Origin of the sequence: Bordetella genomosp. 12 (genome assembly GCF_002261355.1) — a bacterium.
Lineage (GTDB): Bacteria > Pseudomonadota > Gammaproteobacteria > Burkholderiales > Burkholderiaceae_B > Bordetella.
Genome location: NZ_NEVU01000003.1, coordinates 1,276,354 through 1,298,194 on the forward strand (window position 1 = coordinate 1,276,354; position 21,841 = coordinate 1,298,194).

Genomic DNA, 21,841 nt, shown 5'->3' on the forward strand with positions numbered 1-21,841 from the left:
AATAGTCGATTTTGGACTATTCGAAAACAGACTTCAACCTTTGTGCTGCTAACCACGCCGGCACAACCATGGACAAGTCGATCTACACCTACAACTACGGGCAGATGCTAAGGCTACTGATTGCGGCCAGAGAGCAAGTGGGCCTTACGCAACAGGACTTAGCCAACGAATTGGATGAGACGCAATCTTTCATCAGCAAGTGTGAACGAGGGCAGAGACGCTTAGACGTGGTCGAGTTGAGAATGTGGTGCACAGCCCTAAACGTGTCTTATGCCGAGTTCATGCGGGTATTTGACAGTGTGTCGATTCCCCCAGCCACACGGTAAATCCCGAGGACTTTGATGGGCGTCGCTTGCCAGTCGGAAAAATCGAACGATGGAACCGCGGCTTATTCGCCCCCCCCCCAGACGAGCCTAGTTAGGCCGGCAACCATTTCGCTGAAAAAGTTGCCCGTCATAATTCGGCGAGGCCACCAAGCCTTTACTTTCAGCGCAGCTTTATGACCGGTGGCCTCAACGCTTCCAACTCTTCTTCGAGCCTCTTATTTTCTATCGCTAGCTCTAGAACTTTCATTTGCAACTGAACCAATTGAGATTGCGCATCATCTCGTTGCTGCACCAAGAGTTGTTGAGCTCGTCTCGAATCCAATTTGCGCTTGGCGTGTGTGGCTCGACGTTTGGATTCCAGCGCTTCGCCCGCACCTACAATCTCAACATAAGCCTGAATTTCCAAAATAAGCGCTGGAAATCTGCTCTTGCGGAGTGCTGAGGGATCTGTTCCTGCTTCCCGTGCCACATTATTTTGAGACACCGGCGCGCCCACTGGTAGAACGGTAGGATTACCGCTTTTCAAGCGCAAAAAGGCTTCTCGATACTTACTCTCTGCATTAAGTCTATTGGATAATTTCAAGATAATTCCTTAGACCGCCAATCTCCCGAAGTAGTGCAAGCTGTCGTGGAGAACCTGTGATTTCTAATAAGCTTGCTTGCTCCAATTGCTTTAGCTGCCGCCTAACTACTCCTTCCAATTCGCGATCGAAAACCGCATCCTTGCAGCCTTTGGTACCGCCTTCACCCGCACACCGAGCAATTGATTCAATACCCCCGTAGTCACACGGTGCAACCTGAGTACATGCACCCAACCGCGTCCTACGAAAAGATACATGACCAAGCCGAGCAGACTTTATCAATTTTCTATAATCCCCCTTTGACACCAAGTTTACGATCTCGGTTTTCGCAGTGGCACCTCTAGGTGAAACATAACGATCGGAAGACAACCTCATTAACTCGCAGGCGATAACTTCGTATTTCGCCTCGCGCACCGCGGCGTCGGTTTCCTGCGACAACCTAAGCCTTGTAAAATTTCTTCCATAATAAGCGGTCTGAATTACATTGAGGTGCTGTAACTGAACCTGGATAGAACTGTCGCTCACCCCAGAAGCAAACATATTCACAGCTCCTGTACGGCGAAGTTGGTGATGGGCAAGTGGCCATATCTTCCCAATCTGAAACCTAGGATCCTTATCCAAGAACGGTGAAAACATGCAAGCAAACCGCAGATCCGCTTCTGTAATTCTCAGAAGATCGGGATCGAACAGCTTTTCATATTTGGATATCATCGACAATTAATTAGGGATGACTTTTCTAACTGAATAGTCTGACCTAGTGGCTAGAACCGGCATCCATGGCTCATATGCGGAGGTCCACACCAGTGGATTCATGAAGTCTCCGCAGTTCCCCTCTTCCACACCCGCAGCCTGCGCACATCGCACTCTAAGCCGCGCAATAGAAATTAGTGGATGTAATGCCGTTTCAATTACATCACTGGTCACCCATCGGGCATCACTGTCCGGATTGGTTTTCGTCGTCTCACCATGGATTACTGGAAAAAACCCAAGCTCAGTGTCATGCCATTGGAGACAATCTGCTCTCAAACTCGACACTTCTTCTTTTCGCATAAGAGTAAAAGTGATAATGAAAGCTATACCAGCCAGCTGTACCATGCCAAGGTAGGACGTCAAAGACTTGATCGTCCAGCCATTCCCAGTCGGGTTTGTCGTCACCCACTTGTCGAATAGCTCCATCAGATCAAAGCGGTTTAAAATGTCTTCGAAATTTTCTACGCTATCTCTATTCGCCTTTCCTGGGCCCGAAAAAAGTGGTGACTTAAGCTTTTTTCGACTCCGTCTCAGAACATAGAAATCACTGAGATCACCACTCGAGACACTAGCAGCGTACGCATCTACACAATAATTAAAACATGCCTCTATCCTTTCTCGGTGGACCCAGTAATCCGAAAGACAGTCCGACAACCTTTCAATTTGGTAATTCCAAATTCTGGGGGGAATGTAGGGAGTCTGGTCAGACTCCTTTTTCTCCCCGATGGCCTTTGCCAAAATTGAAATGCCAGCTTCGTCTAGTATTTTGAAGCCTATCTGATCTTGAAACATTATCAAACGGTCGAGATATAGAACATCCGTCGACTTCCAAGATGCCTTCAACTCTTTCCCAAACTTCTCTATTAGCTCGGGAAAGCGAGATAAATCGCTGGCTGAAATATTCTCCCTATCACACATGCACACGAGACGTTTAATACTATTGAATCGCGACCTTATTGTGTTCCAGCTTAATTTATAAACTGGCCACCAAATAAGAAGCGTTGCCACGACCCTTAATATGTATTCGTTACGCGGATGCAGTTTAGGCTTGTCGAAACGAAGTCGCAAACTTTTACCTGCCCAGGCAGAGAAGTCCCAAACGCAGTCACTCCACGATGACGCAGGCGTACCATCCGTCTTTAAACTCACCATCCAGTCATTAGGAGGTGGTAAAGAGGGAGGTCGGTAGCAAGGGTGCTCAGTTGAAATTGGTATAGGACTTGCAGCAATCGAGAGCTCCGAGTGGATCATTGCCATAACCTGTGCTCCACACTCTGCATTGTCGCCTCCCAATCTGGGTGCCAGTATCCCTCTGCGACACGCTCGGACGCTTCTTCTACCCACCCCAATCGTTCTGTTGAAGACTCCTCCAGCCAACGCAGTTTTCCCCGAATTTTCTCAATCACAGACTGAACCGGTGACGGTGCATCGTCAGACCACTCGAGCCCAGATACACTAAATTCGAGTTGTTTGAGTTGCCCAAAGGTTGTCAACGCCCAAACATAATCAAACTCGTCTATATCCCGATGACTTTCACACCATAAGCATCCCGACGGTCTAACACAATCAGGTCTGGGCGCTGTATTAGGAATATGCGCCGCTACGGCGACGTTCTTTAGACAGCCACCAGGAGCAATCGATTTTTCCTGAACAACTGTGGCCTTCTTCCAGAACCTCCCAATCTCAGCCGTCGCCCTATGGAAACTGGGCCGGTGGTAGACCTGGATCAGAGTCCGCTCGCCATGCTGCATCGTCTCCGCTACTGATTCAACATCCATAGCCACCGAAGAGGCCATTAGAAAATTGATGCGCATTCCCCGCAATTTTCTAGGGCACACGTAAGGAACATCCAGCGCCCTGAAGATCCTACGGAATCTATGCAGTGCGCGCAGCTCAGCCTGCGCCCCTGGCTCCTGGCTCAACGGAAAAAGTCTACTTTCGGACGGACAGAAAATTCGCCGCCAGGCCAAGTACCTCTCAAGATGAGCACGATACTCTTTATATATTTCGAACGTCACATCGCCTTGGCGTCTGCCCTTTCTGATGGTGACTCGATACCCATCCGTATAACTCGTGTAACGCAGATTCCCTACATTTAACCGAACCGCCTGACTAACATTCATGCTTGTCTGCGAGATAAAAAGATGGAGCTCTGCTTCGATCCGCAGACTTATAAGGTAGTCCTGGCGCCCGAGTCCATAATCTATTGAGTTCCCCTCTGAAGGCACACCCCATTTGCCAATTCGCAAACAGGCATCGTCACGAATATAGACCTGCGTCGGGGGTAGATCTCTCAAAAACTCGACATCCACTACACGACATATTTCAGCTGAAAAACGGCCTTGCAGTAGAAAGTCTTTTCGGCTTGTTTTTTCCGCAGTCCTTCCAGCCGCTGTGATCTGACGGCGAGGGCTCCTAACTCTCGTAAGGTTCAAAACACTGGCCCTTCTATCCAAAACAACATCTAACAGGTCAGATATTACTTTGGCGTATGCATATATTGAACTAGCTTTAAGCGGGGCCGCCGAAATCGATTTATTATCTCGATATTCTTTTATTTTCTGACTGCGATGAATTAGAAAATCTGTCCATTGTAAAAAGACGTCCAGGGCAGTGTCGACGTCGAGATCTTTTCCGGACTGGTCAGCATATGCGAAGAACATACGCAGTTTAGAAATTCTGTCTCTAAGCGTCTCGGTAGATGAGCCTGACAGCAAATCAGCGTTCATTTCCGCATGCAGGCCTATTACAAAATCCGTCCTCTTAACACATGGCTGCATGGGATATTTTCCATTTTCAATATCCGTCATGGCCTTTTTTATTGTGAATCGTGCCGCTCCTTTGAATAACAATGGAGTTAAGTCCCATGGCGTTTCGCTTCTAGACAGTTTGGCCGATGGGAACGTGAGTTTAGGTAGGCTATTACTTACCAAGCGCGTTCCAATCTTCATTTCTCAGTCCAACTGTCTCTTCGTAGAACCTATTCGCCGCATCAGACTTTTGTGAGGCCTTGTCCACAAACTTTATATACCGCAGCGTGGAACTCTCATCTTTATGAAACATTGCGGTTCGCACCTGATCCACTGCCTCACTTCGAGACAACCCAATATTTAGCAATACGCTCGCTCTTGCCGTGCCGAACGTAGCGCGTGTTTCATGAAAAACAAAATTTTTAAATTCTGTTAGCCCTTCATTGATAGCTCGTTTACGCATTTGGCTTACCAACGAATCTATTGTTGCCACGGAGTAAGGCCTTCCATAGCGATTGAGAAAAAGAGTGTCCCTACTGGCCGAAGCGTTCTTCGCTAAGCGTAATAGTCTCCTTGTTGAGAAAAGGTATTTTTTTAGATCAAGGAGTAGCTGCTTCGGAACCTCAAGATCGCCAGAAACGTTAAATTTCGTGCGCACCGCAGTTCCCGGGCCTACACGGATCAAGTAGAGGTCACTTATCACTGGATGCTCCACTGCACCTTGGATCGCCTGCCCCGTGAGGGTTATTACCGTGCCAACTCTGGCGCCAGTGAACATCCCAATAGCCAGCATTAGATGCAGTTCGATAGTGTTTTTCTGAGAACTAAATTTCATTAGTTCTTTGGCATCTTTCGCGCTGAGTGGCAGGAGGCCGTCCTCGACGCCGTTACCTATACGTGCACGGAGGGGAATTGCGAGGTCTGTGCCGTCTCGGACCATTGCGCGCGCAAATCCCCTTGCATCAATGAAGTGCCTTATTTTTTTTTCAGCGCTCCATAATGGGGCATTTGGGCTGATTAGATTATTATCTTTTGCGAAATTATAAAATCGAATAACGGCGTACATTGTCGAACTGGCGGTCGATGAGGCATATGTGCCGTCCTCAATACTGCTCATCAAGCTTTTTCTAAAAGCCCTCAAAACTTGATCTTCTTTGCGCTGAGGGAAGTGCCGCCAATCATAGTCATTCAACTCAAGAAAATTGGCGTACCGCTGCAAGGCCTTCATGAGACTCTTTACGGTCTCGTAATCTGCTCCGTCTTCAACTTGACGAAGCGCCCAAACATTAACCTCGTCCCAACCTCGTCCGTTTTCCCAGAATATCTGAGGGAGATGCCGCAAGCCCTTATCCAAATTAATAGCCCACTCTAGCCCTCCGTCTTTTAATTCGCGAAGAGCATATCCCGTCAATTCAATAGTTGTTAGCCGCGCCATAGCCGAAGCATTCTGAGAAAAACGGAATGGCAATTGACCGCGCAAAGCCCGTCCCACTTTCCTGCATCAACTATGTATTCCCAGACTCGCGTGCATGGTAGCCACCCATGCTCTGCTATCTCAATGCTCAGATTTAGTTTGCCCATACTTTTCCTATTTATTGTTATCAAATGAGCGGCAGAATAACAATCACGCACGAAGCGTGTCAAATATTACTTTAAAATCAATTACTTACAGTATATCCAGAAGAATGAAAAATGCCTACATTCTGTACCTATAGCGGTGTTGCCGCACGTTTTACTTAAGCATCCAAGCAGGCAAAAAAAGAGCTGCCCTGAGGCAGCTCAACTTTCACAAGAAAACAATGTCAATACCCCCGATCTTAGGGGTAACTGTCCATAACAGCCTACTTAGGGGTAAACAAGAAATTCATCACGTCGCCGTCTTGCACGATGTATTCCTTGCCTTCGGCGCGCATTTTGCCGGCTTCCTTGGCGCCTTGTTCGCCCTTGCAGGCGATGTAGTCGTCATAGGCGATGGTCTGGGCGCGGATGAAGCCGCGTTCGAAGTCGGTGTGGATGACGCCTGCGGCTTGCGGGGCGGTCGCGCCGATGGGCACGGTCCAGGCGCGGACTTCCTTGACGCCGGCGGTGAAGTAGGTCTGCAGACCCAACAGTTTGAACGCCGCGCGGATCAGACGGTTCAGGCCCGGCTCTTCCATGCCCATGTCGGCCAGGAAGGCCTGACGGTCTTCATCGGCCAGGTCGACGATTTCGGATTCGATGGCCGCGCAGATGGCGACGACGGGCGCGTTGCGCTTGTTGGCGAATTCGGTGAGGCGGTCCAGCAGCGGGTTGTTGCTAAAGCCGTCATCGCTGACGTTGCCAACGTACATGGCGCGCTTGGCGGTGATGAAGCACAGGGGCTTGATCAGGGCGAGGTCGTCATCGGACAGGCCCATGGAACGCACCGGTTTGGCTTCGTTCAGGTGGGCGATGCATTTTTCGAGCACGCCGACCAGGCGCTGGGCGTCTTTGTCGCCGGAGCGCGCGGTCTTGGAGTGGCGATGCAGGGCTTTCTCGGCGGTCTGCAGGTCGGCCAGTGCCAGTTCGGTTTCGATGACTTCGATGTCGGCGATGGGGTCCACCTTGCCGGCCACGTGGATGACGTTGGGGTCTTCGAAGCAGCGCACGACGTTGACGATGGCGTCGGTCTCGCGGATGTGCGAGAGGAACTGGTTGCCCAGGCCTTCGCCCTGGCTGGCGCCCGCCACCAGGCCGGCAATGTCGACGAACTCGACGGTGGCCGGCAGTACGCGCTCGGGCTTGACGATCTCAGCCAGCTTGCCGAGGCGGGGATCCGGCACTTCGACCACGCCCACGTTGGGTTCGATGGTGCAGAAGGGGTAATTCTCGGCCGCGATACCGGCACGGGTCAGAGCGTTGAAGAGCGTCGATTTGCCGACGTTGGGCAGGCCGACGATGCCGCATTGCAGAGCCATGGAAATCCTTGAATGATGATGTCCCGGCGCTGCCGGGTGCGCGGCCGATTGCGCCTGCGCCTGTGTTTGCTCATCCGGGCAAGCCCCGCCGCTGTGGCGCGCCGCCCATGATCAATCCGCGAAAACTTGATTTTAACCGGTTGGCCGCCCGCCACCGCGGGACGGCCCTCAAAGCGCCATGTCGGGCGCCAGTTTGAGCAACAGCCAGATCATGACCATGGGCCCGGCGTTGAACACCGCATGCAGGGCCATGGAAGCGGCGATGCCACGCCGCACCCGCATCCAGCCCAGCACCAGCCCGGTCAGCCATTGCGGCAACACCAGCAAGGGCAGCAGCCACCAGGCCATGCTGGTGAAGGAAAAGTTGCTCAGATGCACCGCGGCGAAGGCCAGCGCCACCAGATGAAAGACCAGCCCGAAATGGCGGGCATACAGGCGCCGGGGCGCACGCTTGAAGCCGCCCATGCGGCGCGTGCTGTAAATGGCGAGCAAGACAACCGCGGCGGTGATGCAGGCCGTCCAGAATTGCGCGCCCCAGAACAAGGCGGGCAGGATGGCCGGCACGACCCACAAGGCCTGCAAGGGCCGCCGCAGGCCGTAGCGAAACAGCATTTCCTCGACCAGGGGCGCCCAGACGACCGCGGCCAGCCAGGGGATATTCTCCGGGTTCATGCGGTGTTGCGCGCCGCCCAGGGTGGCGGCGCCCACCGCGATAGGGCCCAGCAGGACGAGGTTGAACAGCCACAAGAGCCCGGCCCAGGCCAACAAACGGCCCGGACGGATATTGAGCCACCAATCGGCCATCGCCCCGCCGTGGCGCGGGCCGATCCGGCCGGCCAGCGTGGGTCGGCGCACGAAACGCCACCAATCGGCCACTTCCTGGCGCAGCGTCAGGCGCGTCATCAGGCGGTATGCAACTGGCGGGTGGCTTGCGCGAAATCCCCGCGCAGCAGGGCCGGAACGATGGCGCGGCAGCGGTCGATGACTTTCTCGATCTCGAGCTGCTCGTCGCGGCGCGGCGGATGCAGCACGAAGTCGGCGACCTGCTGGGCAAGATTGAGCGTGCGCGGGTGGCCGATGCCGATGCGCAGGCGCCAGAAGTTGGGCGTGCCCAGCGCGGCCTGGATGTCCTTCAGGCCATTGTGGCCGGCATGGCCGCCGCCCTGCTTCATCTTGACTTGTCCGGGAAGCAGATCGAGCTCGTCGTGCAACACCAGCACCTGCTCGGGCGCCAGTTTGTAAAAGCGCGCCAGCGCGCCCACGGCCTGGCCGGAGCGGTTCATATAGGTGATGGGCTTGAGCAGCAGGACGTTCTCGCCCTCGAAGCGGGCTTTGGCGACCTGGCCCATAAAGGCCTTTTCGAGCGTAAAAGACGCGCGCAAGTCATCGGCCAGATGGTCGGCTAGCCAGAAGCCGGCGTTGTGCCGGGTGGTTTCGTAATCGGGGCCGGGATTGCCCAGCCCGACGATCAAGCGGATCGGTTCGGACATGATGGCGTGTTTAGAACATAAAAAACCCTGCGCATGCAAATCGCAGGCGCAGGGTTCGGGGCAGCAGCGGGCGCAAGCCCGGCTGACCTATCAGGCAGCCGGAGCGTCTTCTTCAGCTTCGGCGGCGCCGCCCTTGACGACGGCGGCAGCAATCACCTGCTCATCGTTCGGGTGCGTGAAGGTCACGCCCTTGGGCAGGACGATGTCCTTCTGGTGCACCGAGCCACCGCCCAGCAGATCGCCGAGGTTGACTTCGATGAACTGCGGCAGCGCTTGCGGCAGGCAGGTCACTTCCACTTCGGTGATGACGTGGGAAATGATGGCGGCGCTGAGCTTGACGGCCGGCGAGGTCTCGGCGTTGATGAAGTGCAGGGGCACCTTGGTGTGCAGCGCCTGGTTGGCGTCGACGCGCTGGAAGTCAACGTGCATGACTTGCTGCTTGTACGGGTGCCATTGGACCGAGCGCAGCAGAACCTGTTCGCTCTTGCCGCCTTCCACCGCCATGGTCAGGATGGAAGCGTGGAATTGTTCCTTGCGCAGGGCATGGAAAATTTCGTTGTGGTCCAGCTCGATGTTCAGCGGGGTGGCCGTGCCGCCATAAACGATGGCGGGAACGCGACCCGCGCGGCGCAGGCGGCGGCTCGCACTCGAACCCTGGACGCTACGCGCAGTGGCATTGAATTTCATGGAAAAGCTCCAAACAATCTGGCGGAACGACCCGCCTGTGTAAAACACGCCAGGCAACATGCCGGCGTGGCATTGGCCCATCGCCGCGACCAGCGACGGGCAAATTCTTGACTGGGTTCAGTCGGCGAACAGCGAGCTGACCGATTCGGCGTTGGAAATACGCAGAATGGTCTCGCCCAGCAGCGCAGCGCAGGACAGTTGGCGGATCTTGCCGCAGGCCTGGGCTTCTTCGGACAGCGGAATGGTGTCCGTGACGACGAGTTCGTCCAGCGAGGACGAGGCAATACGTTCGACCGCACCGCCAGACAACACGGGGTGGGTGCAATAAGCGTAAACGGCGCCGGCGCCACGGTCTTTGAGGGCCTGGGCAGCCTTGCACAGCGTGCCGGCGGTATCGACCATGTCGTCCATAATGATACAGGTCCGGCCATCCACCTCACCGATGATGTTCATCACTTCGGAGACGTTGGCGCGCGGGCGGCGCTTGTCGATGATGGCCAGGTCGGCTTCGAGCTGCTTGGCCAGCGCGCGGGCGCGCACCACGCCGCCGATGTCGGGCGATACGACGACCAGGTTGGACAGATTGCGGCGCCACAGATCGCCCAGCAGGATCGGACCCGCGTAGATGTTATCCACGGGGATGTCGAAAAAGCCCTGGATCTGGTCGGCGTGCAGGTCCATGGTCAGGACGCGGTCGACGCCGGCGACTTGCAGCATGTTGGCCACGACCTTGGCCGAGATGGCGACGCGGGCCGAACGCGGGCGGCGGTCCTGGCGGGCGTAGCCGAAATACGGGATGGCGGCCGTGATGCGGCCGGCCGAGGCGCGGCGCAGGGCATCGACCATCACCATGATTTCCATCAGGTTGTCGTTGGTCGGCGCGCAGGTCGGCTGGAGCACGAAAACATCCTTGCCGCGAACGTTTTCATTGATCTCGACCATCACCTCGCCATCCGAGAAGCGGCCCACGGTCATTTTGCCGAGGGACATGTCCAGATGGTTGACTACGTCCACGGCGAGGCGGGTGTTTGCCGTGCCCGTGAAAATCATGAAGCTGTCGTTTGCCATGATGCAGATGATGGTCGTTTAACACTGAACGGGGCGCGAAAAACCGCGACAACCCGCAAAACAAAAAAGCTGCTGAACCTGAGCCAGTCTGAAGGCGGAGTTCAACAGCTTTTTTATGTATTGGTTTGGCTGGGGAGGAAGGATTCGAACCTTCGCATGCCGGAATCAAAATCCGGTGCCTTAACCAGCTTGGCGACTCCCCAACTAGCTTGCAATCCAACTTCGCAGCGGATGCTCGTTTAACCCGGCGCATGCCTTGATCAAGCGAAAACCCAACTGAAATTCGGGCTGCGTTTCGCTGACTGTTTTGCCAGCGCCGCGCATTGTAGCGGTATTTTCGAACTTTGCCAAAACGCCTTCAGCTTGACTGGCTGCAGACAGTGTTGGGTACTCGGCAAATAAACATGCACCAGACCCGGACATTCGAACCCGGATACCGAGCTCAGCCAGCCCCCGGACACAAGCCTCAATCTGAGGATAGAGCCGGAAAACCACCGCTTCCATGTCATTTTGACCGAAGCCAAAATTAGGCAAAGCAAGAAAGTCCGTAATTCTGACGCGTTTTGAATTGCGTGTCAAATCAGGGGCGGAAAAAATCTCACCGGTGGGCACGCTGGCGTCGGGCTGCAGCAGCAGATAGGCGGCCTGCGGCAGGCTGACGGCCTGCAGGTCTTCGCCCACGCCCTGCGCGAAGGCCGATTGCCCGAAAACGAACACCGGCACATCGGCGCCCAGCGGCAGGGCCAGCGCCATGAGGTCGCGACGCGACAGGCCGCAGCCCCACAGGCGGTTCAGGGCGATGAGCGTGGTGGCCGCATCGCTCGACCCGCCGCCCAGGCCTCCGCCTTGCGGAATGCGCTTGACCAGCCCGATGCGCGCGCCCTGGCGCACGCCGCAGGCCGCCTGCAAGGCGCGCGCGGCGCGCACGATGAGGTCTTGTTCGGGCGCCACGCCAGGCAGCGTATAGGCCCGCTCGATCACCCCGTCCGGCCGCGCCTCGAAAGACAGGGTGTCACACAGGTCCACGAAGCGGAACACGCTTTGCAGCAGATGGTAGCCATCGGAGCGCCGGCCCACGATGTGCAGAAAGAGATTGAGTTTGGCCGGCGCGGGAACGTCGTAAAGCGTCACGATGTTGCGGTTCAGGCCGGGTTGACGACCAGGCGCACCACGATGCGGCGGCCTGCCTCCTGACGCTCGAGCATGAGCAATTGCGGGCCCGCGCTGTCGTAGCGCGACAACTGCACCGACCAGCCCCCTTGCTCGAAGCGCGCCAGATGGCCGGCTTCGTCGCGGCGCACGGATTGCGCCTCGGGCTGACTGGCCAGCCGGCCGCGCAACCAATCGCGCAAGCCGGATACCGGCACGGGGCTGCCCAGGGCGTCTTCGGCCAGCGTATCGGGATCGTCGGCCTGCAAACTGGAACCGTTGGCCCGCGTCAGTTGCGCCGAGCCGGGCCGGCCCTGCACCCGCGCTTCGGTCGAGCCCAGGGGGTTGGTCAGGTCCAGCACATATTCACGGCCATTGTCCTGCCACTGAAAGCCGCCCTGCACCGCCTGCTGGCGGCCGTCGGCTTCGGTGGCGGTAATGGCGAAACGCCCGGCCCGCGTGAAACTGTCCCCGGCCACGCCCTGCGATTTGGGCAGGCTGGAACAGGCCGCGATCAGGCCCACCGACAACACCAGCCCCAGGCGGGCGGCGCGCGTCAGCCACGCACGGCGCGGACTCACGGCTGCACTCCGAGGCGCTTCATGGTGTCGAGCACCGTGCCGTTCTTGGGATCCTTGCGGTAGGCCTCGCGCAACAGGGTCTCGGCCTCCGGACGCTGGCCTTGCGCCAACAAGACTTCAGCCAGATGGGCCGCGATATCCGGCTCGGGCCGCTTGGCGTACGAGCGCTTGAGATACTCGGCCGCGGCCGGCAGATCGCCGATGCGGAATTTGACCCAACCCATGCTGTCGAGGATGAAGGGGTCGTCGGGGGACAACTCCAGCGCCTGGGTGATCAGATCCAGGGCTTCGGGCAGGCGTTGCTTGCGATCGGCCAGCGTGTAGCCCAGCGCGTTGTAGGCATGCGCATGCTCGGGGTCGAGAGCGATAACCTGGCGCAGCAGCTTCTCGAGCTGGTCGATCTGGCCGCGGCGCTCTTGCAGCATGGCCAGCTCATACTTGATTTCGACCGTATCGGGCATGGCCTGGTCGGCCTTGATCAGCAAGGCGGCGGCCTGATCGATGCGGTCGGCATCGCGCAGAATCTGCGCCTTGGTCAACACACCCAGCGTGCGCTCTTCGTCATCCTGGGGGCCGGCGGCGTCGACCAGCGCCAGCGCCTCGTCGATGCGGCCCTGGCGGGCGCGCAGCGTGGCCTGGCGCATGTGCGCGCCATAACGCATCGAGGGGTCGTCGATGCGCCCCAGCTCGGCGATGGCTTCGTCGTACTGGCCCTGATCTTCGGCAATGCGCGACAGCAGCACATGCGCATCCGCGGCGGCCGCGCCGGCATCGGAGGCGCCGGGCACGGTGGCCTGTTTGCGCTGATCCTGTACGTCCAGGTATTGCTTGAGCAGCGAACGCGCCTGATCCAGATGATTGGCCTTGTAGGCCAGCTGCGCCTGCATGAAAAGGAGATCGAAATCCTCGGGCGAGCGACGCGCCATGGCCGACAGCTCTGCCTGAGCGCCATCGTAATCGCCGCGCTCGGCCATCAGGCCGGCCAGCATCAGATGCAGCTTGCGGGCATTGGGGTTGCGCGCAATGAACGCGCGCGCGGCCTCTTCGGCGCGGGCCGGGTCGACGCGCGCGCCATACTCGAGCACGCGCTGGGCGGCAGCCTCCGAGCGCGGGTCGGCCGCCAGCGCGGCGCGGGCCTCGCTGTCGGCGCGCGGGAAGTCACCCGCGGCCTGCGCCACATCGGCCAGGGCCAGATGCGCGGCAGGCAACTTGCGGACATTGTCGGAGAGCGCTTCGTCGAGAATGCGCAAGGCAAGGCGGCGGTCGTTCAGGCGGCTGAGCACGCCCATGGCCTGGGTGATGCCGGCCACTTTATCGGGCGTGGCGTCGATACGCTGGCGCAAGGCCTGAGCCAGGCCTTTGGTCTGCCCATTGGCCGCAGCCAGCGCCAGCTCGGTGGAGCTGGCTTCGATATCGCCGGGCGACAGCCGGGCCCAGACGCGCGAAGCATCCAGCGCGCCGGGCAGATTGCCGCCGGCCAACTGGAACTCCAGCGCGCGCCGCGCCAGGCGCGGATCGCTGGTCTCGCGCGCCAGATTGAGCAAGGTGGTGGCCGCCGGGCCATACAGACCCCGCTGCGCGGCGATCTCAGAGGCCAGAATGCGGTAAAAAATGTCGCCCGTGAGGCTGACATCGGGCAGACGGCCCGGGTGCAAGCGGATAACCTGGGTTTCCGGTTGCCGCGGCGCCTCGATGAGCCGGGGCCCCGTGGCGTCCCGCGAAGGGCGCGTCTCGGCGGCATGGGCAGTGACCGCCTGCACACTCGTCAGCGCCAATGCCAACGAGGCCAATCCGAAATTAATGTGTTTGAGCGACAACTTCACGCGGCCCGTCCGGTTGATGGCACAATCTTTGTACACGTAATTGTCCATCTTACACTGGCTCATGCCGGAACTGCCTGAAGTCGAAACCACGCGCCGAGGAATCGACGCCATCATCAAGGGCCAGGCCTTGCGCCGCCTGGTGGTCCGGGAGCCGCGCATGCGCTGGCCCATTCCCGCCGACTTGCCCGCCCTGCTGGCCGGCCGCCCCGTCCTGGCCACCGACCGCCGCGGCAAGTATCTGCTGCTGCGTTTCGAGCATGGCGTGCAGATCGTTCACCTGGGCATGTCCGGCTCCTTGCGCCGCGTCGGGCTGGACGAGGCGCCGCGCAAGCACGATCACGTCGATTGGGTCTTCGACCACGCGATCTTCCGGCTGCACGATCCCCGCCGCTTCGGCGCCGTGCTTTGGCACCCGGCCGACACGGGCCCGGTCGAGCGCCACCCGCTGCTCATCGGGCTGGGCATCGAACCCTTCGATCCGCGCTTTGACGGCAAATGGCTGCACGATCAGTTCCGCGGCAAACGCGTGGCCATCAAACAGGCCTTGCTGGCCGGCCACGCCGTGGTCGGCGTGGGCAATATTTATGCCTCCGAAAGCCTGTTTCGCGCCGGCATCGACCCGCGGCTGCCCGCCGGCAAGCTGTCCGGCCCGCGCTGCGAACGGCTGGCGCAGGCCGTGCGCGCCACCCTGACCGACGCCCTGGCCTCCGGCGGCAGCACCTTGCGCGATTACGTCGGCGCCAGCGGCGAGCCCGGCGCCTACTTCACCATCCATGCGGCGGTATACGAGCGCGCGGGCCAGCCCTGCCGCGTCTGCGGCACGCCCATCCGCCGCATCGTGCAGGGGCAGCGGGCCACCTATTTCTGCCCGCATTGCCAAAAACGCTAGCCCCATCAGAATTCGTCTATAACAAACGTATTGCACAAAAACGAACGCCTCGCTATAGTCTCCGCCAGACGCGCCCGCCATACAGAGCGCGCGCACCCTATCAAGAACAGGAGACAACATGAGCAAGCAATTCGCGTCGCATGCCGATCTGCAGGACAAGGTGGTGTCCTTCGAGAAGCTTTCCGATAACGCCTATGCCTATACGGCCGAGGGCGATCCGAATACCGGCGTGATCATTGGCGACGAGGCCGTGATGGTGGTCGATACCCAGGCCACGCCCGTCATGGCCCAGGATGTGATCCGCCGCATCCGCGAGGTCACCGACAAGCCGATCAAATACATCCTGCTGTCGCATTACCACGCCGTGCGCGTGTTCGGCGCGTCGGCCTATCAAGCGCAGGAGCTCCTGGCCAGCCGCGACACCTGGGACCTGATCGCCGAACGCGGCGAACAGGACAAGGCCAGCGAGATCGGCCGTTTTCCGCGTCTGTTCCGCAACGCCGAATCGATTCCCCCCGGCCTGGTATGGCCCACCATGACCTTCAAGGGCGAGATGACGGTCGACCTCGGCAACCTGGAAGTCAAGCTGCTGCAAGTCGGCCGCGGCCATACCAAGGGCGACACCATCGCCTGGCTGCCCGAACAGAAAATCCTGTTCGCCGGCGACCTGGTCGAGTACCAGTCCACTCCGTATTGCGGTGACGCGTACTTCCGCGATTGGCCCACCACGCTGGACACCCTGGCTGGCTTTGCCGCCGAAAAAATGGTCCCCGGCCGCGGCCCGGCACTCAAGGACGCCGAAGAAGTGCGCCGCGGGCTGGCCGGCACGCGCGCCTTCCTGACCGACCTGTACGGCGCGGTCAATCGCGGCGTGGCCGAAGGCAAAGATCTCAAGACTCTCTACCGCGAGGTCTATGACTTCATGAAGCCGCGTTACAGCGACTGGGTGATTTTCGACCACTGCATGCCTTTCGATGTCTCGCGCGCTTACGACGAGGCCCAAGGCATCGTGGATCCGCGCATCTGGACCGACAAGCGCGACATCGAGATGTGGCAGCAGCTCGAAGGCTGAATCCCGCCTGATCCCCCCGGCGCCGGCCCCCGATAGAGCGGGCCGCGCCTCGTTACGCCTCAATACAAGAAAAACCACGCAGGAGACCGTCGTGGGAGACATCGATTACCAGGCGCTGGAGTTCGCCTATCAGGCCTGCGCCGACCAGCAGCCCGGGGCCGCGTGCGCGCATCGCGTCGTGATCGTGGGCGCCGGCCCGGTGGGCCTTTCCACCGCCTTGGACCTGGCCCGGCGCGGTACGCGCGTCATCGTGCTGGATGACGACTGCCGGCTGTCCAGCGGCTCGCGCGCCATCTGCTTTTCCAAACGCACCCTGGAGATCTGGGACCGCCTCGGCGTGGGCCAGCGCATGGTCGACAAGGGCGTGTCCTGGAACGTGGGCAAAGTGTTTTTCCGTGATGGCGAGGTCTGGCGCTTCGACCTGCTGCCCGAAAGCGGCCATCAGCGGCCCGCTTTCATCAACCTGCAGCAGTACTACGCCGAAGGCTATTTGCTGGAGGCCGCGCGCGCCGAGCCCAATATCGAGTTGCGCTGGAAGAACAAGGTCACCGGCGTCAGGCCGCAAGCCGCCGGCGTCACCCTCGACATCGATACGCCCGACGGCGCTTACGCGCTCAAGGCGGAATGGCTGATCGCCTGTGACGGCGCGCGCTCGCCGGTACGCAAAATGCTGGGACATGAAGCGCATGGCCGCATCTTCAAGGACCGGTTTCTGATCGCCGACGTGAAGATGAGCGCGCCGTTTCCCGCCGAGCGCTGGTTCTGGTTCGATCCGCCCTTTCATCCCAATCAGTCCGTGCTGTTGCATAGGCAACCGGATAACGTCTGGCGCATCGACTTCCAGCTCGGCTGGAACGCCGACCCGGTCGAGGCCGTCAAGCCCGCGAATGTGCTGCCGCGCATTCGCGCTCTGCTGGGCGCGGATACGCCGTTCGAGCTGGAGTGGGTCAGTGTCTATACCTTCGCGTGCGAACGCATGGATACGTTCCGCCACGGCCGTGTCTTGTTCGCCGGCGACTCGGCTCACCGCGTCTCGCCCTTCGGCGCCCGGGGGGCCAACAGCGGCGTGCAGGACGCCGAAAACCTCGCCTGGAAGCTGCACCTCGTGCTGGCGGGCCAGGCGCCCGAGGCCCTCGTCGACAGTTACGCCCACGAGCGCGAACATGCCGCCGACGAGAACATCCTCAACTCGTCGCGCTCGACCGACTTCATCACGCCCAAGACCGAAACCAGCCGGCATTTCCGCAACGCCGTGCTCAACCTGGCGCGAGACCACGCCTTCGCGCGCGGACTGGTCAACAGCGGCCGGCTCTCGCTGCCGGCACGCTATGCGGATTCGCCGCTGAACACCGCCGACGTCCATGCGTTTGCCGGCGCCATGCTGCCGGGCAGCGTGGCCGCCGACGCGCCGATCGAAGGTGCGCAAGACAGGCAGTGGTGGTTGCAGATGCTCAATGGCGGCTTCACGCTGGCCTGGTTTGGCGGCGATCACGCGCCGGATGGCCAGACGCGGGCGGCGTTGCACGCCCTGGCCGACCAGGCGCTGGCGCCGCGCATCGTTCTGGTGCGCCCGCCGAACGCCGATTGGCAGGCCGACCCGGCCTTTGCCTGCGTGACCGACACGGCCGGCATGCTCGCGGCCCGCTACGACGCGCAGCCGGGAACGTGCTACCTCATCCGCCCCGACCAGCATATCGCGGCCCGCCGCCGCGACACCGATATCACGGCCTTGCGCGCGGCCCTGGCCCGCGCCGCCGGCCAGCCCTGAAGGACGCCCTCATGCCCTTGAACCTGAATGCCAATTTCAGTGCGCCGGATACCTTCTATCAGGCCCTGATCGACGCCCACCAGGACTTGAGCGACGAGCAAAGCCGCGAGATGAACGCGGCCCTCATCCTCGTGCTGTCCAACCACATCGGCGACATGGCCGTGCTGGACGAGGCGCTGGCCGTGGCCCGGCAGTCGGTCCGCCCCGCGGCGGGCTAAGATCGGTCGGCGAAGGCCTCGATGATGAGCGTGCGCAACCACTGATTGGCGCCGTCGCGCTGAAAGCGGCGGTGCCAATACAGATTGGTTTGCAGCTGGGGCACCTTCAGCGGTGGCGTGAGCAACTGCAGCCCGAAGTGCGGCGCCGCGCTGGCCGCCAGCTTTTGCGGCACGGTGGCCAGCAGATCCGTCGTGCTGACGATATAGGGCACGGCTGCGAAATGCGGCACGCTGAATTGATCGGCCAGTTCCACACCGGCGCGCTCGAGCGCCTGATTGACCTGCCCTTCGGGCGCGGCGCGCGAGACGATCAAATGCCTTTCCGCGCGGAAAGCCCGCACCGGCATGCCGGCGTGGGCCCGCGGGTGCCCGCTGCGAAACAGCGTTGCATAGCCCTGTCTGAACAGCATGCGCTGCACGATCCCGCCGCCCAGCCCATCGAAGGCGCCCAGCGCCAGATCCACGCGGCCGGCATCCAGCTCGCGCTGCAGATCGGCGCCGGCCAGGCGCAGCGAGTCGATACGCACGCCCGGCGCGTGGCGGGCGCAGGCATCCATCAAGCTGGGCATGAAATGGATTTCGCCCACATCCGACATGGCGATGCGCAGGCGCCGCTGGCTGCTGGCCGGCTCGAAGGGCTGCGCGGCGTCCGTCAGGTGAGACAGCAATGCCAGCGCCTCGGCCACTGGCCCGCCCATGCCCTGCGCCAGCGGGGTGGGCAGCATGCCTTGCGCGGTGCGCACGAACAACTCATCGCCAAACGTCTCGCGCAGACGGCGCAAAGCGTTGCTGACCGCGGGTTGCGACAGGTCCAGCCGGCGCGCCACCGCCGAGATATTGCGTTCTTCGAGCAGGTGCTGAAACACCACGAGCAGATTGAGGTCGAGTTGGCGCAGAGGATCCATACCGTCAGCACTATTCATGAAATTTATAGTGTGTATTTATACATTCCCATTTCCACAATGGGCAATTTTGCGCAAAATCGCTGCACTTGCCCGGGCAACGCCCGGCACTCATAACAAACGGGCCTCTGCGCGGCCCCGGAGACACATCATGTCGCTGCAATACCAATCCGGCTTCGGTAACTCCTGCGCCACGGAAGCGCTGCCTGGCGCGCTGCCCGCCGGGCGCAACTCGCCGCAACAGTGCCCTTACGGCCTGTACGCCGAACAGATCTCCGGCACGGCCTTTACCGCCCCGCGCAGCGAGAATCGGCGCTCCTGGCTCTACCGTATCCGTCCGGGCGTGGTGCACCGTCCGTTTCAGCCCTACGAAGGCGCACGCGCCTGGCTCAGTGACTTCGGCCAAGGCCCGGTCACGCCCAACCAACTGCGCTGGAGCCCCCTGCCTCTGCCGGCCGCGCCGACCGATTTCCTCGACGGCATGCATACCTGGGGCGGCAACGGCGGCCCCGACGAACAGAATGGGGTGGGCATCCACCTTTACGCCGCCAACCAGAGCATGCAGGGCCGCTTCTTCTACAACGCCGACGCCGAGATGCTGCTCGTGCCGCAGGAGGGCCGGCTGCGGCTGGCCACGGAAATGGGCCTGATCGATCTCGAGCCCCTGGAGATCGCCGTGATCCCGCGCGGCGTGCGCTTGCGCGTCGAGCTGCTCGATGCCCAGGCGCGCGGCTACATGCTGGAGAACTTCGGCACCGCCTTGCGGCTGCCCGAGCTTGGCCCGATCGGCTCCAATGGCCTGGCCAACGCACGCGACTTCCTCGCGCCGGTGGCCTGGTATGAGGATGTCGAAGGCGATTTCGAACTCATCGCCAAGTTCAGCGGCGGGTTCTGGCGCGCGCCCCTGACGCACTCGCCGCTGAACGTCGTCGCCTGGCACGGTACGCACGCCCCCTACAAGTACGATCTGCGTTGCTTCAATACGGTGGGGTCCATCAGCTTCGACCACCCCGATCCGTCGATTTTCACGGTGCTGACCTCGCCTTCGGACACCCCGGGCACGGCCAATATGGACTTCGCCATTTTCCCGCCGCGCATTCTGACGATGGAAAACACCTTCCGCCCGCCGTGGTTCCATCGCAATATCGCCAGTGAGTTCATGGGCCTGATCCAGGGCGTCTATGACGCCAAGGCCGAAGGCTTCGCGCCCGGCGGAGCCAGCCTGCACAACTGCATGAGCGGCCATGGCCCGGACGCCGACACCTTCGAGAAAGCCAGCGCCGCCGACACCAGCAAGCCGCACTACATCCGCGACACCATGGCCTTCATGTTCGAGACCCGCCGGGTCATCCGCCCGACCGAGCAAGCGCTGCAATCGCCGCAACTGCAGGGCGATTACTATCAGTGCTGGCAGGGTCTGAAGAAGCATTTCAACCCCGAGCGCGCCTGAGCCGCGCCCCAAGAACAACAAACCCGCCGCCACAGGCGGCAGGCAACCGAGACCGAAGCGACATGACCCTTAACGAAACCCACGACCCGGCCCTCAAGAGCTGGGTCGCCAGCGCGAACACCGCTGATACCGACTTCCCCATTCAGAACCTGCCCTTTGCGTCGTTTCGCCGCCGGGGTTCGCAAGCCGCCTTCCGGCCCGGCGTGGCCATCGGCCACCACATCGTGGATCTCGGCGCCTTGCGCGAAGCCACCGTGTTCGACGGCCTGGCCGGTGAGGCGCTGCAAGCCTGCGCCGACACGCATCTGAACACGCTGATGGCGCTGGGCCCCCAAGCCTGGAGCGCGCTGCGGCTGGCGTTGTCGCGTGCGCTGCGCGAAGGCGCGGCCCTGCGCAGGGTGATCGAACCCTTGCTGGTGGCGCAAGCCGACGCCGAGTTCACCACGCCCGCGCGCATCGGCGACTACACCGACTTCTATATCTCGCTGCATCACGCCACCGCGGTGGGCCGCCAGTTCCGTCCGGACAATCCGCTGCTGCCCAACTACAAATGGGTGCCCATCGGCTATCACGGCCGGGCCTCGTCCATCGGGGTCGAGCAGCATTTTGCGCGGCCGCTCGGCCAGCAACGCCCGGCCGCCGAAGGCGATGCGCCAGAATTCGGTCCCTGCAAACGGCTGGACTACGAACTCGAACTGAGCATCTTCGTGGGCCAGGGCAATGCGCAAGGCGAACGAATTCCCCTGGAGTCGGCCGAGCAGCATGTGTTCGGCTTGGGCATCCTGAACGACTGGTCCGCGCGCGACATCCAGGCCTGGGAATACCAGCCTCTGGGACCTTTTCTGGCCAAGAATTTCGCCTCGACCATCTCGCCCTGGATCGTGACCCTCGAAGCGCTGGCGCCCTTTCGCACGCCATGGCTGCGCGCCGCGGGCGAGCCCCAACCCCTGCCCTATCTGGCGTCACAGGCCAACCGCGATGCCGGCGCCTTCGATGTGCAGATGGAAGTCCTCATGACCACCGAGGCCTCGCGTGCGCGGCAAGCGCCGCCGGCACGCCTGTCGCGCAGCAACTTCCGCGACGCCTACTGGAACGTGGCCCAGCTCATCGCTCACCACACCGTCAATGGCTGCAATCTGCAAGCCGGCGACATGCTGGGCACGGGCACACTGTCCGGCCCCGGCGCCAGCGAAGCGGGTTCGCTGCTGGAGTTGAGCCAGGGCGGCAAGGCCCCGATCGAACTGCCCTGGGGTGAGAAACGCACCTTCCTGGAAGACGGCGACCAGATCATCATCCGCGCCGAATGCGTCAAGCCCGGCTATCCGCGCATCGGCTTTGGCCAATGCGTGGGCACGGTGGCGCCGGCCCGTCTATAACGCCGCGGCCAACAGCAAAAGGGCC

General features: G+C 60.5%; 21 protein-coding genes and 1 tRNA gene. 7 read left to right on the forward strand and 15 right to left on the reverse strand.

The features are described from left to right. Window positions 1-104 precede the first annotated feature (104 nt). The gene (locus CAL22_RS17990; protein WP_244193972.1) at window positions 105-326 is read left to right on the forward strand and encodes a helix-turn-helix domain-containing protein; all 222 of its coding nucleotides are present in this window, start codon (window positions 105-107) and stop codon (window positions 324-326) included. Between the two features lie 160 nt (window positions 327-486). On the opposite strand, the gene CAL22_RS21050 is transcribed toward CAL22_RS17990, so the two are convergent. From CAL22_RS21050 to CAL22_RS18040, 14 genes are all read right to left on the reverse strand, one after another. Beyond that, entirely contained in the window at window positions 487-909 is a 423-nt protein-coding gene (locus CAL22_RS21050) for a hypothetical protein (protein WP_143276992.1), read from the reverse strand. Then, window positions 893-1,618 (reverse strand): hypothetical protein, encoded by a 726-nt coding sequence (locus CAL22_RS21055; protein WP_143276993.1) that lies wholly within the window; start codon window positions 1,616-1,618, stop codon window positions 893-895. Before CAL22_RS21055 ends, CAL22_RS21050 begins: the two co-directional genes overlap by 17 nt. A 6-nt stretch (window positions 1,619-1,624) precedes the next feature. Further along, complete coding sequence (locus tag CAL22_RS21060; RefSeq protein ID WP_143276994.1) at window positions 1,625-2,914, reverse strand: hypothetical protein; 1,290 nt, start codon at window positions 2,912-2,914, stop codon at window positions 1,625-1,627. Further along, window positions 2,905-4,467 (reverse strand): hypothetical protein, encoded by a 1,563-nt coding sequence (locus CAL22_RS21065; RefSeq protein ID WP_143276995.1) that lies wholly within the window; start codon window positions 4,465-4,467, stop codon window positions 2,905-2,907. Before CAL22_RS21065 ends, CAL22_RS21060 begins: the two co-directional genes overlap by 10 nt. 112 nt (window positions 4,468-4,579) lie before the next feature. Further along, window positions 4,580-5,887 carry a site-specific integrase gene (locus tag CAL22_RS17995; RefSeq protein WP_143276996.1) on the reverse strand — a complete coding sequence of 436 codons (1,308 nt, stop codon included), beginning with the start codon at window positions 5,885-5,887 and terminating at the stop codon, window positions 4,580-4,582. 361 nt (window positions 5,888-6,248) lie between these two features. Continuing rightward, on the reverse strand, window positions 6,249-7,343 hold the full coding sequence (gene ychF, locus CAL22_RS18000) for a redox-regulated ATPase YchF (RefSeq protein WP_094815602.1): 1,095 nt from the start codon (window positions 7,341-7,343) through the stop codon (window positions 6,249-6,251). 168 nt (window positions 7,344-7,511) lie between these two features. After that, on the reverse strand, window positions 7,512-8,246 hold the full coding sequence (locus tag CAL22_RS18005) for a CPBP family glutamic-type intramembrane protease (RefSeq protein WP_094815603.1): 735 nt from the start codon (window positions 8,244-8,246) through the stop codon (window positions 7,512-7,514). Beyond that, the gene (pth, locus tag CAL22_RS18010; protein WP_094815604.1) at window positions 8,246-8,833 is read right to left on the reverse strand and encodes an aminoacyl-tRNA hydrolase; all 588 of its coding nucleotides are present in this window, start codon (window positions 8,831-8,833) and stop codon (window positions 8,246-8,248) included. Before pth ends, CAL22_RS18005 begins: the two co-directional genes overlap by 1 nt. 90 nt (window positions 8,834-8,923) lie before the next feature. Beyond that, window positions 8,924-9,520 carry a 50S ribosomal protein L25/general stress protein Ctc gene (locus CAL22_RS18015; protein ID WP_094815605.1) on the reverse strand — a complete coding sequence of 199 codons (597 nt, stop codon included), beginning with the start codon at window positions 9,518-9,520 and terminating at the stop codon, window positions 8,924-8,926. 117 nt (window positions 9,521-9,637) lie between these two features. Further along, a complete protein-coding gene (locus CAL22_RS18020) occupies window positions 9,638-10,588 on the reverse strand; it encodes a ribose-phosphate pyrophosphokinase (RefSeq protein WP_167383682.1) in 951 nt (316 codons plus the stop codon). Between the two features lie 126 nt (window positions 10,589-10,714). Further along, window positions 10,715-10,791, reverse strand: a tRNA-Gln gene (locus CAL22_RS18025). A 1-nt stretch (window position 10,792) separates the two neighbouring features. After that, the gene (gene ispE / locus CAL22_RS18030; RefSeq protein WP_094815606.1) at window positions 10,793-11,719 is read right to left on the reverse strand and encodes a 4-(cytidine 5'-diphospho)-2-C-methyl-D-erythritol kinase; all 927 of its coding nucleotides are present in this window, start codon (window positions 11,717-11,719) and stop codon (window positions 10,793-10,795) included. An 11-nt stretch (window positions 11,720-11,730) separates the two neighbouring features. Further along, on the reverse strand, window positions 11,731-12,318 hold the full coding sequence (gene lolB, locus CAL22_RS18035) for a lipoprotein insertase outer membrane protein LolB (RefSeq protein ID WP_094815607.1): 588 nt from the start codon (window positions 12,316-12,318) through the stop codon (window positions 11,731-11,733). Continuing rightward, window positions 12,315-14,204: a tetratricopeptide repeat protein gene (locus tag CAL22_RS18040; protein ID WP_094815608.1), complete on the reverse strand. Its 1,890-nt coding sequence runs from the start codon at window positions 14,202-14,204 to the stop codon at window positions 12,315-12,317. The genes lolB and CAL22_RS18040 overlap by 4 nt, the downstream gene beginning before the upstream one ends. On the opposite strand from CAL22_RS18040, the gene mutM reads away from it, so the two are divergent. The 4 genes from mutM (at window position 14,203) to CAL22_RS18060 (ending at window position 18,088) form a co-directional block, all read left to right on the forward strand. Beyond that, window positions 14,203-15,030 (forward strand): bifunctional DNA-formamidopyrimidine glycosylase/DNA-(apurinic or apyrimidinic site) lyase, encoded by an 828-nt coding sequence (mutM, locus tag CAL22_RS18045; RefSeq protein WP_094815609.1) that lies wholly within the window; start codon window positions 14,203-14,205, stop codon window positions 15,028-15,030. The two genes, CAL22_RS18040 and mutM, sit on opposite strands and share 2 nt — an antisense overlap. 118 nt (window positions 15,031-15,148) lie before the next feature. Further along, the gene (locus CAL22_RS18050) at window positions 15,149-16,102 is read left to right on the forward strand and encodes an MBL fold metallo-hydrolase (protein ID WP_094815610.1); all 954 of its coding nucleotides are present in this window, start codon (window positions 15,149-15,151) and stop codon (window positions 16,100-16,102) included. 91 nt (window positions 16,103-16,193) lie between these two features. After that, the gene (locus CAL22_RS18055) at window positions 16,194-17,870 is read left to right on the forward strand and encodes an FAD-dependent oxidoreductase (protein WP_094815611.1); all 1,677 of its coding nucleotides are present in this window, start codon (window positions 16,194-16,196) and stop codon (window positions 17,868-17,870) included. Window positions 17,871-17,881: 11 nt separating this feature from the next. Beyond that, a complete protein-coding gene (locus tag CAL22_RS18060; protein ID WP_094815612.1) occupies window positions 17,882-18,088 on the forward strand; it encodes a DUF2783 domain-containing protein in 207 nt (68 codons plus the stop codon). Here the strand turns inward: CAL22_RS18060 and CAL22_RS18065 are convergent. Next, window positions 18,085-18,993, reverse strand: a complete 909-nt coding sequence (locus tag CAL22_RS18065) for a LysR family transcriptional regulator (protein WP_094815613.1) — start codon at window positions 18,991-18,993, stop codon at window positions 18,085-18,087. The two genes, CAL22_RS18060 and CAL22_RS18065, sit on opposite strands and share 4 nt — an antisense overlap. 148 nt (window positions 18,994-19,141) lie before the next feature. Between CAL22_RS18065 and hmgA the strand changes: the two genes are divergently transcribed. Further along, window positions 19,142-20,440, forward strand: a complete 1,299-nt coding sequence (gene hmgA, locus CAL22_RS18070) for a homogentisate 1,2-dioxygenase (RefSeq protein ID WP_094815614.1) — start codon at window positions 19,142-19,144, stop codon at window positions 20,438-20,440. A 62-nt stretch (window positions 20,441-20,502) separates the two neighbouring features. Then, window positions 20,503-21,816: a fumarylacetoacetase gene (fahA, locus tag CAL22_RS18075; RefSeq protein ID WP_094815615.1), complete on the forward strand. Its 1,314-nt coding sequence runs from the start codon at window positions 20,503-20,505 to the stop codon at window positions 21,814-21,816. Window positions 21,817-21,841: the final 25 nt, after the last annotated feature.

Coding starts and splice junctions, on each gene's coding strand:
- CAL22_RS17990 (WP_244193972.1), top strand. CDS start 105: ATGCTAAGGCTACTGATTGCGGCCAGAGAGCAAGTGGGCCTTACGCAA.
- fahA (WP_094815615.1), top strand. CDS start 20,503: ATGACCCTTAACGAAACCCACGACCCGGCCCTCAAGAGCTGGGTCGCC.
- hmgA (WP_094815614.1), top strand. CDS start 19,142: ATGTCGCTGCAATACCAATCCGGCTTCGGTAACTCCTGCGCCACGGAA.
- mutM (WP_094815609.1), top strand. CDS start 14,203: ATGCCGGAACTGCCTGAAGTCGAAACCACGCGCCGAGGAATCGACGCC.
- CAL22_RS18020 (WP_167383682.1), bottom strand. CDS start 10,588: ATGGCAAACGACAGCTTCATGATTTTCACGGGCACGGCAAACACCCGC.
- CAL22_RS18050 (WP_094815610.1), top strand. CDS start 15,149: ATGAGCAAGCAATTCGCGTCGCATGCCGATCTGCAGGACAAGGTGGTG.
- CAL22_RS21065 (WP_143276995.1), bottom strand. CDS start 4,467: ATGACGGATATTGAAAATGGAAAATATCCCATGCAGCCATGTGTTAAG.
- CAL22_RS21055 (WP_143276993.1), bottom strand. CDS start 1,618: ATGATATCCAAATATGAAAAGCTGTTCGATCCCGATCTTCTGAGAATT.
- CAL22_RS18065 (WP_094815613.1), bottom strand. CDS start 18,993: ATGGATCCTCTGCGCCAACTCGACCTCAATCTGCTCGTGGTGTTTCAG.
- CAL22_RS21060 (WP_143276994.1), bottom strand. CDS start 2,914: ATGGCAATGATCCACTCGGAGCTCTCGATTGCTGCAAGTCCTATACCA.
- CAL22_RS18060 (WP_094815612.1), top strand. CDS start 17,882: ATGCCCTTGAACCTGAATGCCAATTTCAGTGCGCCGGATACCTTCTAT.
- pth (WP_094815604.1), bottom strand. CDS start 8,833: ATGTCCGAACCGATCCGCTTGATCGTCGGGCTGGGCAATCCCGGCCCC.
- CAL22_RS18005 (WP_094815603.1), bottom strand. CDS start 8,246: ATGACGCGCCTGACGCTGCGCCAGGAAGTGGCCGATTGGTGGCGTTTC.
- CAL22_RS18015 (WP_094815605.1), bottom strand. CDS start 9,520: ATGAAATTCAATGCCACTGCGCGTAGCGTCCAGGGTTCGAGTGCGAGC.
- CAL22_RS18040 (WP_094815608.1), bottom strand. CDS start 14,204: ATGAGCCAGTGTAAGATGGACAATTACGTGTACAAAGATTGTGCCATC.
- ychF (WP_094815602.1), bottom strand. CDS start 7,343: ATGGCTCTGCAATGCGGCATCGTCGGCCTGCCCAACGTCGGCAAATCG.